Raw genomic sequence first — 16096 nt, forward strand, 5'->3', positions numbered from 1 at the left:
AATCCCGTCCCAGATCGCGGCCCGGGGCATTTCTTCTTCGAGAAGCAATGGCTCCTCCCCTGCGCTGGCCGGTTCGCGGCGCATGGCAGCGGTTTCGAGCGGGAAAAGCTCATGCAGCGGGATTGGGCCCTGCCGTGGTGTCGGACGCTGTGGCGCGACGGCTTGAGGGGCTGGCGCAGGTGGAGGTGTCGGTCTGGGCCGACGTGACGGCGGGATCGGCGCAGGTCGGCGCGCAAGGCTCTCCTCCCGTTGGGGCGATGACGGCGTAGATGATGCCGCAGCAATCGGGGTCAGCAATTCGACCGAGAAGCGTTCGCCCTGGGCCTCACGTGCACCCGCGGTATCCCCTTTGATCCGGCGTAGGCGCTCTTCGAGATAGGACCAAAGTGTTGCTACCTCTTTGGCCGAGCGTGCATTCGGATTGACCTCACCGACTGTGCGGCCGTCGATCATGCTGGCGGCAAAATCGACGCGGTTATGGATCGTCACCGGCGCGACCGTGCCGTGCTGGCTCAGGCTGACAGCCGTCTCGCTGGTGATCCGGGCGCGAGCAGTGGCGCAGTTCACTGCAAAGACGAGCGGCTTGCCGGCCTCCTCAACGATATCGACCGTGGCACCGACGGCGCGCAGATCATGCGGGCTCGGACGGGTTGGTACGACGATCAGGTCGCCCTGCTCGACAACTTCAGAAATCGCCGCCGTTGCGGCAGGCGGCGTGTCGATGACGATGAGCCTCAGCCCCGTCTCTCGCAGCTTGGCGATATCCCTACTCAGACGCGCAACGGTGGTTTCGACAAAGACCGGCATTTCGGCCTCCCTCGCATTCCACCATTTAGCAAGCGAGCCTTGCGGATCCGTATCGATAAGGGCGACGGGGCCCGCACCCGCAGCCTGTGCGGCAACGGCGATATGCCCGGAGAGCGTGGTCTTGCCCGAGCCGCCCTTCTGGGAGGCGAAGACCAGAACGGAACACTCATTCTGCATGAGAGCTTTCCTCAGATGACTGACCGAATAGAGGCTATCTTCCCGATGGCCCGTAACCCGGTCAGTGCATCACAGAGGTGTTGCCGGCTCGTCGATACGCGCACGGATATTTGAGCCGAGTTTATCGAAAACTCACGCTCGGTGATTCATCATGAACCGACCAGAAAGGCTGCTGCGAGGCCCAGAAAGGCAAAGAATCCCACCACATCCGTCACCGTGGTAACGAAAACAGCGGAGGACACGGCCGGGTCCGCGCCGACCCGCTGGAGCCCGAGCGGAATCAAAATTCCGGAAAGTCCCGCCGACAGCATGGTGATGATCATCGCCGCGGCAAGGACAAGGCCGAGGGTCATGCCCTCGCCTTCCGCGCCGCCGCCGATCGCCTGATACCAGATACCCGCGGCTACCCCGAGTAGAATGGCAAAGGCGACACCATTGATCAGCGAGACTGTTGTCTCGCGAAAGACGACCCGTAGCGCGTTCGCGGCCGTCAGATCGCGGGTGGCAAGGTTCCTGACCGCGACGGTCAGGGTCTGCGTGCCCGCATTGCCGCCCATCGAGGCCACAATCGGCATCAGAACGGCGAGCGCCACGACCTGCTGGATCGTCGCATCAAAGAGGCTGATCACGAAACTCGCCAGAATGGCCGTGCCCAGATTGACGGCCAGCCAGGTGAAGCGTGAGCGTGCAATCTTCGGGACCGGCAGCGCAAGGACATTGTTTTCAGAACTCACACCACCCAGAGCGAGCATGTCTTCATCTGCCTCAGTGTGCAGGACTTCAACGATGTCATCCACCGTGACCATGCCGACCAGCCGGTCACCTGAATCAACGACGGGCGCCGAGATGAGGTTATATTTCTCGAAGAGATAGGCGACCTCTTCCTGGTCCATGTCGACCGGCACTTGGACGAGATCTCGTTCGACAAGGTCGATCAGTTTCGTCTCGCGCGGGGCTTTGAGAAAGCGAGAGAGCGCAACGCCGCCGATCACCTTGAACGCCGGATCGACGACATAGACATCATAGAAAAGGTCGGGGAGCTTCTCCGCCGAGCGCAGCCGGTCGATGATCTGCCCCACCGTCGAGAAGGAGGGCGCAGCGAACACCTCGCGCTGCATGAGACGGCCGGCAGTCTCTTCTTCGTATTCAAGCGCCGCTTCAATCGCGAGACGGTCGGCGATGGGGACTTCAGCAAGAAGCTCAGCCCGCCCCTCCTCGTCCATGTCCTGGACAACGAAGGCTGCCTCGTCGGTATCAAGCTCAGCGATGTGCCCGGCGAGCTGTTCGGTCGGGATGGCCTCGAGCACGCTCTCGCGAACGTCCTCATCGAGCTCGGCCAGAATGTCGGCATCGAAATCCGTACCGAGAAGCGTGACGAGTTTCGGCCGGGCCGCTTCAGACAATTGCTCGATCAGGTCGGCAACGTCGGCAGCCTTGAGGTCGACGCAGGCAGCGAGCACATCCTCGCGGTCGCCATGCTCAACCGCTTCGCCCACTGACCGAATGAAGTCGGATGTCAGCGATCCGCGCGCATCCAGCGGCGCATCGGCGGCACGCTCCTCCTCTTCCAGCTCGTCATCCCGTTCAGGCTCCGCCCCCTCAGGCGGGGTCTTCTCATTCTGAACAGGGTCGAGCAGGGAGGATTGCGCCATACACATCTCCGGTTGGGCTTGTAGTGAAAGGAATAGGCAGGGTTTAACTCATTTTGAGAAAAAACTCAATTGGACAGAGCAGAATATTATAATCCGTAAGGTGAGCGTTTTACCTCCAGTCGTAACTGATCACACCCGATGAGACGAAAGCGAAGACAAAGACCCAGATGATGGCCGCGATCCAGCTCGTGCGTTTGACCTTGAACCAGATCTCCGGCTGGACCGGCGCGCCGCGGTCGATACCGTCGGACTGGTTCTGCTCATCCTCCCACACGCCTTTCACCCGCATGGGCAGGATGGCGAAAAGAACGACCCACCAGATGATGAGATAGGAAATAATACTGCCGACAATGCCCATCTTCTCTAGCCCCTGATGATGGCGACGACGATATCGCCCCTCTTGCCCCAGCGCGGGAATAGCTCAGCGCGGATGGCCCGACGCATTGCCGCTTCGATGACCTTGTCATCTCCCAGTTTCGGGCGCGGCAGGGACCTCATGACATCGCTCGCGGCTTCCTCGATCAGCGGCAGGAGTTCTTCGCCATCATTGTCCTCACGCGGAAGACCTTTGACGGTCACGATGGGCTGACCGAGTGGCTTGCCGGATTTGTCGATCGCGACAGAGACAACGATCAGCCCTTCCTCGCCGAGCCGCAGCCGCGCGCGGATGACTCCCTCGCCCTGCGGCAGCAGAATGCGGCCATCAAGATAAAGCCGCCCGGAAGGCACCTCGTCGATCACCTTGATCCGACCCGGCGCCAGCCGAATCATGTCGCCATTACGCGGGGTCACCGCATGAGGTACGCCGAGGCTCATGGCGAGTTTGGCGTGCTCTTCGATATGGCGTGCTTCGCCATGCACCGGGATCGAAGTCTGGGGTTTGACCATCTGGTACATGTCTTTGAGTTCTTCCCGGCACGGATGGCCAGAGACATGCACAAATGCGTCATCAGATGAGATAACCGTGACATCCATATCAGTCAGGGCGTTCATCATCTCATAGATCGGCTTTTCATTGCCCGGGATCACCTTGGAGGAGAAGATCACCGTGTCGCCTTCACCGAGTGACAGCTCTGGGTGGTCTTCGCGTGCTATACGGCCGAGCGCTGCCCGCGATTCACCCTGACTACCCGTACACAGATAAAGCACCTTGTCATGCGGCAGATATCCGGCTTCCGACGGCTCGACGAAAGAAATCCCCGGCGGCAATAGATCAACATGGCGGGCAACATCGATCATACGCAGCATGGATCGCCCGAGCAGGCAGACGGACCGGTCGGTGGCGGTCGCCGCACGGCAGACCGACACAAGGCGGGAGACGTTCGAGGCAAAAGTCGTCACGACCACCCGGCCCGTTTGCTCAGAGATGATCTGGCTGAGCGCGTCCGCCACATCACTTTCTGAGCCCGAATGACCTTCGGAGAAGACATTTGTGCTGTCACAGATCATGGCGAGAACGCCTGCCTCACCAAGATCGGTCAGGCTTGTCCGGTCGGTCGCCTCCCCCAGTACCGGCATGGGATCGATCTTCCAGTCGCCCGTATGGAGCACAGTGCCAAATTCCGTCCGTATAGCAATCGCATTCGGCTCCGGGATCGAATGGGTCAGCGTGATATATTCAAGATCAAACGGCCCTAGCTTGAAGCGCGCAGAAAGATCGAGCACCTTGATCGGCGCATCGGTGATGCCGACCTCATCGAATTTCCGCCGGACCAATTCCGCCGTGAAGGGCGTTGCGTAGATATCGCATTCAAAATCAGGCCACAGATGAGCGACGGCGCCGATATGATCCTCATGGCCATGGGTCAGCACCATGCCAAGGAACTCGCCGCCTTCGTCGAGATCATCGAGCAGATAGCCGTGATCAGGAGTAATCAGATCAATGCCGGGCAATTCCGGCCCAGCAAAGGTGACACCGCAATCGATCATGATCCATTGCCGCGCTTCGGGAGGCCCGAGCGCAAACAGGTTCATATTCATGCCAATCTCGCCAGACCCACCGAGAGGCAGGAAGATGAACTCGTTACTCATGTTTTCTCCTTGCCATCGAACACACGCCGGGCAATTTCTGTCAGGCCCCGGATGGTCAGATCCGGGTCAAAATAATCAATGCTGGTCGCTGCGTCGCTGTAGAGCGAGGAAATCCCGCCCGTTGCGACCACTTTCATCGGCTCGCCAAATTCATTCTTGATGCGGGCAATCAGCCCTTCGATCAGATCGACATAACCCCAGAAGACCCCTGACTGCATCGCGCCGACCGTCGTTGTGCCGATAATCTTGTCTGGCCGTTCAATCGCAATGCGCGGCAGGCGTGCGGCCGCTTGATGAAGCGCCTGCATGGAGAGGTTGATCCCCGGCGCGATGATGCCGCCGACAAAGGCGCCATCCTTGGCGACGATATCGAAATTAGTGGCCGTGCCGGAATCGACAACGATCAGTGGGCCGCCATATTTGACGAACGCGCCGACCGTGTTGACCAGCCTGTCCGCACCGACTTCGCTGGGCCGGTCGATCCGCACCTCAACACCGGGTATTGATTTTTCATCTACGATCAGCGGCTCGCCACCACAATATCGGCGGGCAAAATTCCGTACATTGAATAGAGATTGCGGCACAACGGTCGAAATCACACAGCGGTCAAGGTCACTGAGCTTGTAGCGGCCATCGATTTCCAGCATCTGCGACAGCCAGACCGCATATTCATCCGCCGTCCATACGCTGGAGGTCGAGGCCCGCCATTGCGCAACTGCCTCATCCCCTTCGATCAGGGCAAAGACGGTATTTGTGTTCCCGATATCGAGCGCTAGCAGCATGGACTGCCTTTCATTGGTCCTGGCCCCTCGATGAGGGGGAAGCCATTTCCCTTAGCCGTGTTTGGCACCGAGAAATATATCCGCGGCCGTGATCCGCACTGTGGTTCCATCCGTGCCGAGCAGCAATGAGCCGTCCTCGTCAATCCCCTCGAACAGGCCATTAGTCGTGCTGTCATGCTGGCGGACGATGATCGGCGCGCCAAGTCCTGCCGCGCGTTCAAGCCAGGCCTGCCGCACAGACGCGAACCCCTCTTCGCGGGCTCGCTTCTCCCAGACCTGCACCCGCTCATCCAGCATCTCACGAAATTCCGCCGGCATTGGCGGCGTCTCAAGATATCCCGTAAGCGTTGCCGCATTCTCCCCTTCCGGGGCGACTAGCAGGTTGACGCCGATGCCGATGACGATGGCCCGGCCCTTGGGGCTGGTCAGCAATTCACAGAGGATGCCTGCGATTTTCTGGCCATCCAGCAGAACATCATTGGGCCATTTGACTTGTGTCTTGCTGGCAGGAACGCCTGCCTGATCGATCGCTTCTGCGACACAAATAGCCGCAATGAAGGCAAAGAGCGGCGCGGTGCGAAGCTGCTCTTCTTCAATCGGCAGTAGAAGCGAGCCCGCAAAATTGCCCGGATGGTGACGCCATGTTCGGCCTCGACGGCCCACCCCGGCAGATTGTCGGGCGGCCGTGAACCAGAGAGGTCCGGTCTCGCCGTCTTCCTCGAACGCGGACTTGGCATCGAGGCTGGTCGATGCGGTCTCGATCGCGTGGCGGACGGGCGTCGACACCCTGCCCTGCCTCAGAACAGGGACGCAGCCGCAAGCGCGGCCCAGTCATATAGCGGCCGAATCAGGAACAGGAGCCCGACGGTGATCAGGAGCGCAGCACCTGACGCCGTCATCGTGACAGCCATGCCCCGATTACTGACAAATTGCGGCGCCGGGTCATTGAACCAGATCGTCCGGATGACCGAGAGATAGTAGAAGGTTGAGATCACACTCGTCACGACACCGACGATGGTCAGGATATAGAGCCCGGCATCAACGCCTGCGGAGAAGACCGCGAATTTGGCAAAGAAGCCAAGGAAGGGCGGGATCCCGGCCAGCGACAGGAAGAGAGCGGTAAAGGCAAGACCAAGCCCCGGACGGGTCTGCATCAGGCCGGAAAGATCTGAGATATTCTCCGCCATGCCCTCAGGCCGCCGCATCGACAGGATGCAGGCAAAAGTCCCGAGCGTCATGACAAGATAGATGCCGAGATAGACAACGACGCCCTGCGCCCCTGCCTGCGTTCCCGCCGCAAGCCCGATCAGCGCATAGCCGACATGACCAATCGAGGAGTAGGCCATCAGGCGTTTGATATTGGTCTGCATCAGTGCCGAGAGCGAGCCGACGATCATCGACAGCGCAGCGATCAGCCAGACAACCGGCTGCCATTGGTCAAGAATGGTCGGGAACGCCTCCAGCATCACGCGGACAAAGAGGAACATGCCAGCGACTTTCGGGGCGGCCGCGAAATAGGCCGTCACCGGGGTCGGGGCACCCTCATAAACGTCCGGGGTCCACATATGGAACGGCGCGCCGGATACCTTGAAGGCGAGCCCGGCCAGCATGAAGACAAGACCGAAGGAGATTGCGACTTGATGATCTGAATCGAGCGCATGACGTGCGATCTCGCCGAATTGCAGCGCGCCCGTGAAGCCATAGATGAGCGACATGCCGTAAAGCAGCAGGCCCGATGACAATGCGCCGAGCACGAAATATTTAAGGCCCGCTTCAGTCGAGCGACGTGAGCCGCGGTTGAACGCGGCGAGGATATAAAGCGACAGCGACTGCAGCTCGATCCCCATATAGACGGCGATCAGGTCTTGTGCGGAGACCATCAGACCCATGCCAATGGTCGCAAGCAGCACAAGGATTGGATATTCGAACCGGCCGAGCTTTTCCTTGTCGAGGAAGAGGACGGACATCAGCAGGGAGACGATCCCTGCTGAATAGATGAAGATCCGGCCGACGACGCTGAAAGCATCAGTGACGAAGGAGCCACCGAACGCTGCGCCTTCCGGCGGCATGCCGTTGAGTGCAATCAGAAGCGCGCCAGCAAGCGCGGCACAGGCCGCCAGCGTCATCTCCCGCAGGCGGCTGCCTTTGAACGAGACGCCAACGATCAGCAGCACCATGGAGACGATGGCGAGGAACAGCTCCGGTCCGAGCGCGAGAAGATCCTGACGGTCCATTAGTGCGTATCTCCGTGAGACTCTTCTTCATGCATGTCGTCACTCATCCCGGCGGGAATAAGTGTCGAGGTATAGTTCTCGCCGCCTGCCTCGATGACCCTTGCCTGAACGAAATCCGTAGCCGGACGGAAGACGGCGAGCGTCGGTGACGGGTGGAAGCCAAGATAGACAGACATCGCCCCGAGAACGGTCAGGAGCGCCAGCTCCCGCCGGTCAAGGTCCGGCATCTCGGCGACTTTCTCATTCACGATCGTGCCGAAGACGACTTCGCGATAAAGCCGAAGGCCATAACCCGCTGACAGGATCATACCAAGCGCGGCAAGGGCTGCCACCCAGGTGTTGATCTGGAATGCGCCAACCATGGTGAGGATCTCGCCCACGAAACCGGAAATCCCTGGCAGGCCGACATTCCCCATGGTGAAGAGCAGGAAGAAGAAGGCGAACCATTTCATCTTCTGGACCAGACCGCCATAGGCCGCGATCTCCCGCGTGTGCAGGCGGTCATAGACAATCCCGACACAGAGGAAGAGCGCACCGGAGATAAAGCCGTGGCTGAGCATCTGGAACATAGCGCCTTCCAGCCCCTGCGGGGTGCCAGTGAAGAGGCCCATGGTCACAAAGCCCATATGCGCAACAGAGGAATAAGCGATCAGCTTTTTCATGTCTTCCTGCGCAAAAGCGACAAGCGATGTGTAGACGATGGCAATGACGCTCAGCGTAAAGACGAGCGGCTGGAAATAGACCGACGCATCGGGGAACATTGGCAGCGAGAACCGCGCAAAGCCGTAGCCGCCCATTTTCAGGAGGATCGCCGCCAGCACGATCGAGCCGCCGGTCGGCGCCTGAACGTGCGCATCGGGCAGCCAGGTATGGACCGGCCACATCGGCATCTTGACCGCAAAGCTGGCAAAGAAGGCCAGCCACAGCCAGCGCTGTGCACCTTCCGGGAACGCATATTCCTGCAACGCCACAATATCTGTCGTGCCCGTCGCCTGATACATCCAGATCAGCGCGATCAGGAGCAGGAGCGAGCCGAGCAGCGTGTAGAGGAAGAATTTGAAAGCCGCATAGATCCGGTTCGGGATCACCCGGCCGAACAGCACCCTCTCCCCCTTCGATCCCCAGACACCGATGATCAGGAACATCGGGATCAGCGAGGCTTCGAAGAAGACATAGAAAAGCATCAGATCGAGCGCGCTGAAGACGCCGATGATCAGTGTCTCAAGCACGAGGAAGGCGATCATATATTCCGCGATCCGCGTCTTGATCGATTTCCACCCGGCGAGAATGCAGACCGGCATGATGAAGGTCGTCAAGAGGATGAAGAGGATGGAGAGCCCATCGACGCCCATCTTGTATTTGATGCCCAGGGCCGCGCAGGCTTCATCAACGACGCCCGTTGCGCAACCGCCGAACCATGGCGATTCCTCAACGAACTGGAAACCGCTCGCCGTCTGGTCATACTGGAAATAGATGTAGACGGAGAAAACGAAGGTGAAGAGCGTGGTCGCCAGCGCCACCCATTTGGAGGCCCTCGCTGCGCCTTCGCGCTCGTCTTCCCGCCCGCTCCACTGACGCAGCAGGATGAAGACCACGCCGACCAGCGGCAGGAAGGTCAGGATGGAGAGAAGCGGAAGCTCGGTGAATTGCTGCTCGATCATGACGCACCCCGCAGCAGGACAAAGAACAGGATAAGGGTGAGACCGGCCAGCATGACGAAGGCGTAGGTGTAGACATACCCCGTCTGCACGCCGACGAGGCGCTTTGCCCCCGCGGAGAGTAGCCCGGAAATCCCGTTCGGCCCTGCCCCGTCAATCGTACGCTCATCGCCACCTTTCCAGAGCAGCCGGGCGAGTTTCTCCGCCGGCCGCAGGAAGACGAGACGATAAAGATCGTCAATATACCAACGGTTCTTGAGGAACTCATAGAGAAGCCCGCCCGGTCGCAGGAGGCCCGGCCGCAGCGGATCATCCGTCAGGCGGTAATGGAAGAGCGCGCCCAGGAAACCGATCAGCATGGCGACAAAAGGCGCAAGGAAGACCCAGGTCGGATAATCATGCCCCCCGCCATGATCGCCCTCATGGGCCATCTCATCAACCGGATGATCAAGCGTGGCATGGGCATCTTCAGCAGCGTCATGTGCATCGGCGGCGCTGATGGCTGCAGCGATTTCGTCGGCTGAGCCTTCGTGTTCGTCGGCATGCGCCGTATCGGCGTGCGCGACGTCTTCTGTCCCGTGGCCCGCGTCCGCCTCGCCATGATGGGCCTCGGCGATGACCACACTGCCCTGCCAGAAATCGGCCTGACCGCCCCCGACAAAGGGTTTGTAGAAGACCATGCCGGCAATGACGGCGCCAAGTGCCAGCGGCATCAGCGGCAGGAGCATGGTGTTCGGCACATCATGCGGATGCTTGCGCACTTCTTCCGGCGCCCGCCATTTGCCATCAAATGTCAGGAAGATGAGACGCCAGGAATAGAATGCCGTCATGACGGCTGCGAGCAGACCGCAGATAAATGCGTAGGTCGCAAATGCCTTGCCTTCCGTACTCGCCCCATAGGCAGCTTCGATGATGTAGTCCTTGGAGACAAAGCCCGCAAAACCGAACGGTGCGCCGAAGGCATAGAACATCGGAATGCCGACCCCCGTAATGGCCAGCGTGCCCGCCAGCATCATCACGAAGGTGACCGGCATCTGCGATCTGAGGCCGCCCATTTTGGGCATTTCCTGTTCGTGATGGGAGAAGTGGATGACCGCGCCGGCGCCAAGGAACAGGAGCGCCTTGAAGAAAGCGTGGGTCGTCAGATGGAACATGGCTTGCGCATATCCGCCAACGCCTGCGGCAAAGAACATGTAGCCGAGCTGGGACGCCGTCGAATAAGCGATGACCCGCTTGATGTCGGTCTGCACGAGGCCGACCGTGGCGGCAAAGACGGCTGTCGTGGCACCGATAAAGGTGACGACACCGGAAGCAAAAGGCGCTTCAGCAAAGAGCGGTGACATCCGGCAGACGAGGAAGACCCCTGCCGTCACCATGGTCGCGGCGTGGATCAGCGCGGAAACAGGCGTCGGGCCCTCCATCGCGTCCGGCAGCCAGGTGTGCAGGATGAACTGCGCCGATTTGCCCATCGCCCCGATGAAAAGGAGCACGCCGAGGAGCTCCAGCACCGGGAAAGTGCCATTGAGGAAGTGAAGCGATGCGCCATTGATGGCGACCGGGCCATCCGTCCACAAAGGATTGGCGACCCCGGCCTCGATGGCGGCAAAGATGCCGTCGAAGCTGACCGTGCCGAAGGTCACAAAACAGCCCATCAGGCCAAGCGCAAGGCCGACATCGCCGACCCGGTTCATCACGAACGCTTTGATCGCGGCGTCATTGGCCGACTTTTTGTGGTGCCAGAAGCCGATGAGAAGATAGGAGGCCAGCCCCACCCCTTCCCAGCCGAAGAAGAGCTGGACGAGGTCATTGGCCGTCACCAGCACCAGCATGGCGAAGGTGAAGAGCGAGAGATAGGCAAAGAAGCGAGGCCGTGAGGGATCCTCATGCATGTAGCCGATCGAATAGGTGTGCACGAGCGCCGAGACGCTGGTGACGACGATCAGCATGACGGCCGTCAGCGTATCGAGGCGCATCGACCAGACCGAGCTGAATGAGCCGGATTCGATCCATGTGAAGAGGATCACCGGATCCTTCGCCCCGCCGAACCCGACAGAGATGAAGGTGATCCAGGCCAGACCACAGGCGACCCAGAGCAGAAGCGTGGTGAGGATTTCCGCAGCGCGCGGCCCCGCCAGCGTTGCCGCCGGCTTGGCCAGGATCGCGCCGATCAGAGGCAGAAGGACAATCAGGGCTTCCATCAGCGTCAGTTCTTCATCGTGTTGGCGGTTTCAACGGAGATGTCGCCACGCTTGCGGAAGAAGGCGACGAGGATGGCAAGACCGATCGCCGCCTCGGCAGCGGCAACCGTTAAGATCATGAAGGCAAAGACCTGCCCTCTGATGTCATCAAGATACATCGAGAAGGCGACGAAATTGATGTTCACGGCAAGGAGCATGAGCTCGATCGACATCAGGATGATGATGACGTTTTTCCGGTTGAGGAAAATGCCGGCCACACCGATGGCGAACAGCATGCCGCCGACGAGAAGATAATGTTCAAGTCCGATCATGTTCCCCTCAGATCCCCTTTCCGGTCGGCACCGAGACGACTTCCACGCCCTCTTCGCGCTTGCGCCCGACCTGCGCGCCAACATCCTGCGTCTTGATCCCGCGGCGTTCGCGGAACGTCAGGAGAATGGCACCAATCATGGCGACCAGCAGGACAAGGCCCGCAATCTGGAAGAAGTGGACATAGTCCGTATAGAGCACCATGCCGAGCTGTTCGGCATTATTGGGTCCGCCATCACTTGCGGCCCGGGCAATGCCGTCCTCAGCCGAGCCGCCCCATGAGAGGACGATGAACCCGATCTCAACGATGAGGGCGACGGCGACAACGATGCCGATGGGCAGATATTTCGCGTATCCTGCGCGCAGCTCGGCAAAATCAACATCGAGCATCATCACGACAAAGAGGAAGAGGACCGCGACGGCGCCGACATAAACGACGACCAGAAGGAAGGCGAGATATTCGGCCCCGATCAGGACGAACAGGCCGGCCGTCGAGATGAAGGCCATGATGAGGCAGAGCACGGAGTGCACAGGGTTTCGGGCGAAGATCACGCCCAACCCCCAAATGACCGTAGCCACCGCGAACACCGTGAAGGCGAATTGCGCAAAACCCATGGGAACGACACGTAAGATTGGGGCGCGACCCAGAGACCTCAATCGCGCCGTGAAAGTTGGATTCGCGGCGCGTTAGCGGAATTGGCCATAGGGTGGAAGGCCCCGAGGCATCATTCCTTGGGGCCAAATGTCACGAGGGATGATCAGCCTTCGGCTGCCTCGTCTTCCTGCTCGCCCGGACCGACCAGCAGATCATCCGCAATCAGGCCCGCATTCTTGCGCACTTGATGCTCTATTTCCGCGGCAATATCGGGATTGTCCTTGAGGAAGGTCTTGGCGTTGTCGCGCCCCTGACCGATCCGTTCGGAGTTGTAGCTGTACCAGCTGCCCGATTTTTCCACCACGTTCGCAAGGACGCCGAGATCGAGGAGTTCCCCCATCTTGGAGATGCCTTCGCCATACATGATGTCGAATTCGACCTGCTTGAAGGGGGGCGCCACCTTGTTCTTGACCACCTTCACGCGGGTCTGGTTCCCGACCACCTCATCACGCGCCTTGATGGCGCCGATGCGGCGGATGTCGAGCCGGACGCTGGAGTAGAATTTGAGGGCGTTGCCGCCGGTCGTCGTCTCCGGCGAGCCGAACATCACCCCGATCTTCATGCGGATCTGGTTGATGAAGATGACCAGCGTGTTCGACCGCGAGATCGAGCCGGTCAGCTTGCGGAGCGCCTGACTCATCAATCGGGCCTGAAGGCCCGGCAGGCTGTCGCCCATTTCGCCTTCGAGTTCGGCCTTGGGCGTCAGCGCCGCCACCGAATCAATCACGAGAACATCGATCGCGCCGGAACGCACCAGCGTATCGGCGATTTCAAGCGCCTGCTCGCCGGTATCGGGCTGGGAGATCAGGAGGTCTTCAAGATCGACCCCGAGCTTTGACGCATAGATCGGATCGAGCGCGTGCTCGGCGTCAATAAAGGCTGCCGTCCCGCCCGCTTTTTGCGACTCGGCGACCGTGTGCAGCGCCAGGGTCGTTTTCCCTGAGCTTTCCGGCCCGTAGATTTCCACAATCCGCCCTTTGGGCAGACCGCCAATGCCGAGCGCAATGTCGAGCCCGAGCGAGCCCGTCGAGATCCCCTCGATCTGCACCACATTTTCTTTCGCGCCGAGCTTCATCACGGAGCCCTTGCCGAAAGCCTTGTCGATTTGTGAGAGCGCTGCCTCGAGCGCTTTTTGCTTGTCCATACCGCCGTCTATGACCTTGAGATTAGATGCCATGTCTTCCTACCGTCCTTCAGATTCGAGTGTGGGCCAACCTTTATATTGAAGGGTACACTTTTTGTTCTCATTCACAAGAAAAAAGAACATCGGAAGAACATTTTTTGGTTAAGCGCTTGGCGGCGCTGTCAGAACCCGCGCGATTGCTGCGTCCCAGCGGCGCCGCCGGCGCTGCCCTTCGCTTGAGTCCATCGCCGGTGAGAAGACCCGATCGCGGGTGCGAAAGCCTTCGGCTTCTTCGAGGCTCGAGAACCAGCCCGCCGTCAGCCCGGCGAGAATCGCTGCGCCCAGCGCCGTCGTCTCGGTGACGACCGGCCGGTCGACCTCGAGCCCGGTAAGGTCGGCGAGTTGCTGGCAGAAGAGGTCATTGGCGACCATCCCACCATCGACGCGCAAGCTCGCGAGCCCCGGCGCATCGGCTGCCATGGCTTCGAGCAATTCAGCTGTCTGGAACGCGACCGCTTCGAGCGCAGCGGCAACGATATCGGCGGGGCCAGTATCGCGGGTCAGCCCGAAGATCGCGCCGCGCGCTTCGGCATCCCAATGCGGCGCACCGAGCCCGGTAAAGGCCGGCACGAAAGTCACCTCGCCCTTGCCCATGGCTTTTTTAGCGAGCGCCTCGCTTTCGGCAGCGTGGGAGATGAATTTCATCCCGTCACGCAGCCACTGGATCGCTGCCCCCGCAACGAAGATTGAGCCTTCAAGCGCGTATGTGACCTCGCCGCCCAGGCGATAGCCGACGGTGGAAAGGAGCTTGTGTCCGGAACGCACCGGTGTGGAGCCGGTATTGAGAACGGCAAAACAGCCCGTGCCGTAAGTGCTCTTGACGAGACCCGGACGGAACGCCCCCTGCCCGATCAGGGCGGCCTGCTGATCACCTGCCATGCCGCCGATGGGAATGGCGGTCCCGAACAGTGCCGGATCCGTCGCCCCGAAATCGTGTGCGCAGTCGGTGACCTCAGGCAAAAGGCTCATCGGCACGCGGAAGATATCGCACAGCTCCTGGTCCCATTGCTGGCGGTGAATATCAAAAAGGCTCGTCCGGCTCGCATTGGTCGCGTCGCTCGCATGGACCTGCCCGCCAGTCAGCCGCCAGAGGAGGAAGCTCTCCACCGTCCCGGCAGCCAGCTCCCCCTTCTCGGCCCGCGCCCGCGCACCCGGTACATGATCGAGCAGCCAGGCGAGCTTGGTTGCAGAGAAATAGGGATCGATGACGAGGCCGGTCTTGGCAGCCACCTTCTCTTCATGGTCTGCCTCGCGAAGCCCGCGGCAGACATCGGCCGTGCGCCGGTCCTGCCAGACAATGGCGCGATGGATCGGCTCACCGCTCTTGCGGTCCCAGACGATCACCGTCTCGCGCTGATTGGTGATGCCGATACCCACCGGCGGGGCATCAGCCCGCGCGATCACATCGCGGCAGGCCTTAAGTGTCAGCGACCAGATATCTTCTGCATCATGTTCAACCCAGCCGTCATCGGGGAAATGCTGGGGAAGCTCATATTGCGCAGCGTCGAGCGGCTGGCCGTTGCGGCTGAAGAGGATGGCACGGGCGCTGGTCGTGCCCTGATCGATGGCGAGGATAGTGGGGTCTTTACTCATGACCGGCATGTTTAGGCCGGTTTCGCGAGGACGGCGAGACGGCGGCGCAGATCACTTTTCACAAGATGAGTGCTTGCGCGTATCGCCATGACCTTGCGAGGGAGCTTCATGTTCGAAGAACTCGATTACGCCCCCACCCCGATTGGCCCGGTCAGCCTGCGGCGGCGCATGGACCCGGTGCTGAAAAGGGAAGTCTTCGAGGTCAAGCTCGGCGAAGAATTCCTGATGTCGAGCGCCTATACAGCGTCGGAGGAAGCCCTCTCGACGCTGGGGCTGGATGCGGTGACAGGCGAGGAACTCGACGTCCTCGTCGGCGGGCTCGGGCTTGGCTATACGGCAAAGGCGGCTCTCGACTGCCCGAAGACGGCGAAGCTTTATATCGCCGAATATCTTGTCCCCGTCATCGACTGGCACCGCCGCGGCCTCCTGCCCATGGGGACCGCGCTCACCGATGATCCGCGCACGCAAATCATTGAGGGGGACTTTTTCGCGATGGCGGCGGCACAGTCTTTCGGTCCGGTGAACGGCGCAGCCTGCCTCGATGCGATCCTCGTTGATATCGACCATTCGCCCGAGGCGCTGCTCTCTCCGCATAGCCGCCCCTTTTATGACGAGGAGAGCCTTGCCCGCCTCTCCGCGATGCTGCGGCCCGGCGGTGTCTTTGGTCTGTGGTCGGATGACCCGCCTGATGCGCGTTTCACAGCGCGGCTCGAAGCAGCCTTCGGTAAGGGATGGGCAGAGCCGGTGACAATCGAGCGCCCGCTTGCCGGAACACCGATCATCCAGACCGTCTATTTCGGGCAAGTCGCCTGAGCTG

The 16096-nt window shown here is 60.5% G+C and carries 13 protein-coding genes and 1 pseudogene; 1 reads left to right on the forward strand and 13 read right to left on the reverse strand.

The features are described from left to right. Positions 1–354: 354 nt before the first annotated feature. From DX908_RS16745 to glpK, 13 genes and pseudogenes are all read right to left on the reverse strand, one after another. Positions 355–984: pseudogene (locus DX908_RS16745) on the reverse strand (division plane positioning ATPase MipZ); the annotation flags it as partial. Between the two features lie 149 nt (positions 985–1133). Continuing rightward, on the reverse strand, positions 1134–2636 hold the full coding sequence (mgtE, locus tag DX908_RS02340) for a magnesium transporter (RefSeq protein ID WP_116390851.1): 1503 nt from the start codon (positions 2634–2636) through the stop codon (positions 1134–1136). Between the two features lie 109 nt (positions 2637–2745). After that, the gene (locus DX908_RS02345) at positions 2746–2994 is read right to left on the reverse strand and encodes a DUF1467 family protein (RefSeq protein ID WP_116390852.1); all 249 of its coding nucleotides are present in this window, start codon (positions 2992–2994) and stop codon (positions 2746–2748) included. Between the two features lie 5 nt (positions 2995–2999). Beyond that, a complete protein-coding gene (locus DX908_RS02350; RefSeq protein WP_116390853.1) occupies positions 3000–4667 on the reverse strand; it encodes a ribonuclease J in 1668 nt (555 codons plus the stop codon). Beyond that, positions 4664–5449: a type III pantothenate kinase gene (locus DX908_RS02355; protein ID WP_116390854.1), complete on the reverse strand. Its 786-nt coding sequence runs from the start codon at positions 5447–5449 to the stop codon at positions 4664–4666. The genes DX908_RS02350 and DX908_RS02355 overlap by 4 nt, the downstream gene beginning before the upstream one ends. A gap of 51 nt (positions 5450–5500) precedes the next feature. Then, positions 5501–6235 (reverse strand): biotin--[acetyl-CoA-carboxylase] ligase, encoded by a 735-nt coding sequence (locus DX908_RS02360; protein WP_158548436.1) that lies wholly within the window; start codon positions 6233–6235, stop codon positions 5501–5503. An 11-nt stretch (positions 6236–6246) separates the two neighbouring features. Next, on the reverse strand, positions 6247–7683 hold the full coding sequence (gene nuoN, locus DX908_RS02365; protein ID WP_116390856.1) for an NADH-quinone oxidoreductase subunit NuoN: 1437 nt from the start codon (positions 7681–7683) through the stop codon (positions 6247–6249). Further along, entirely contained in the window at positions 7683–9344 is a 1662-nt protein-coding gene (locus DX908_RS02370; protein WP_116390857.1) for an NADH-quinone oxidoreductase subunit M, read from the reverse strand. The genes nuoN and DX908_RS02370 overlap by 1 nt, the downstream gene beginning before the upstream one ends. Further along, a complete protein-coding gene (gene nuoL, locus DX908_RS02375; protein WP_116390858.1) occupies positions 9341–11539 on the reverse strand; it encodes an NADH-quinone oxidoreductase subunit L in 2199 nt (732 codons plus the stop codon). Before nuoL ends, DX908_RS02370 begins: the two co-directional genes overlap by 4 nt. 5 nt (positions 11540–11544) lie before the next feature. After that, complete coding sequence (gene nuoK / locus DX908_RS02380; protein ID WP_116390859.1) at positions 11545–11850, reverse strand: NADH-quinone oxidoreductase subunit NuoK; 306 nt, start codon at positions 11848–11850, stop codon at positions 11545–11547. 7 nt (positions 11851–11857) lie between these two features. After that, on the reverse strand, positions 11858–12463 hold the full coding sequence (locus DX908_RS02385; protein WP_116390860.1) for an NADH-quinone oxidoreductase subunit J: 606 nt from the start codon (positions 12461–12463) through the stop codon (positions 11858–11860). Positions 12464–12606: 143 nt separating this feature from the next. Next, positions 12607–13680 carry a recombinase RecA gene (gene recA, locus DX908_RS02390; RefSeq protein WP_116390861.1) on the reverse strand — a complete coding sequence of 358 codons (1074 nt, stop codon included), beginning with the start codon at positions 13678–13680 and terminating at the stop codon, positions 12607–12609. Between the two features lie 108 nt (positions 13681–13788). Next, on the reverse strand, positions 13789–15279 hold the full coding sequence (glpK, locus tag DX908_RS02395) for a glycerol kinase GlpK (protein ID WP_116392956.1): 1491 nt from the start codon (positions 15277–15279) through the stop codon (positions 13789–13791). 108 nt (positions 15280–15387) lie between these two features. Between glpK and DX908_RS02400 the strand changes: the two genes are divergently transcribed. Beyond that, the gene (locus DX908_RS02400) at positions 15388–16092 is read left to right on the forward strand and encodes a polyamine aminopropyltransferase (protein WP_199564560.1); all 705 of its coding nucleotides are present in this window, start codon (positions 15388–15390) and stop codon (positions 16090–16092) included. Positions 16093–16096: the final 4 nt, after the last annotated feature.

The sequence above is a fragment of the Parvularcula marina genome, from assembly GCF_003399445.1.
GTDB classification, from domain to species: Bacteria; Pseudomonadota; Alphaproteobacteria; order Caulobacterales; family Parvularculaceae; genus Parvularcula; species Parvularcula marina.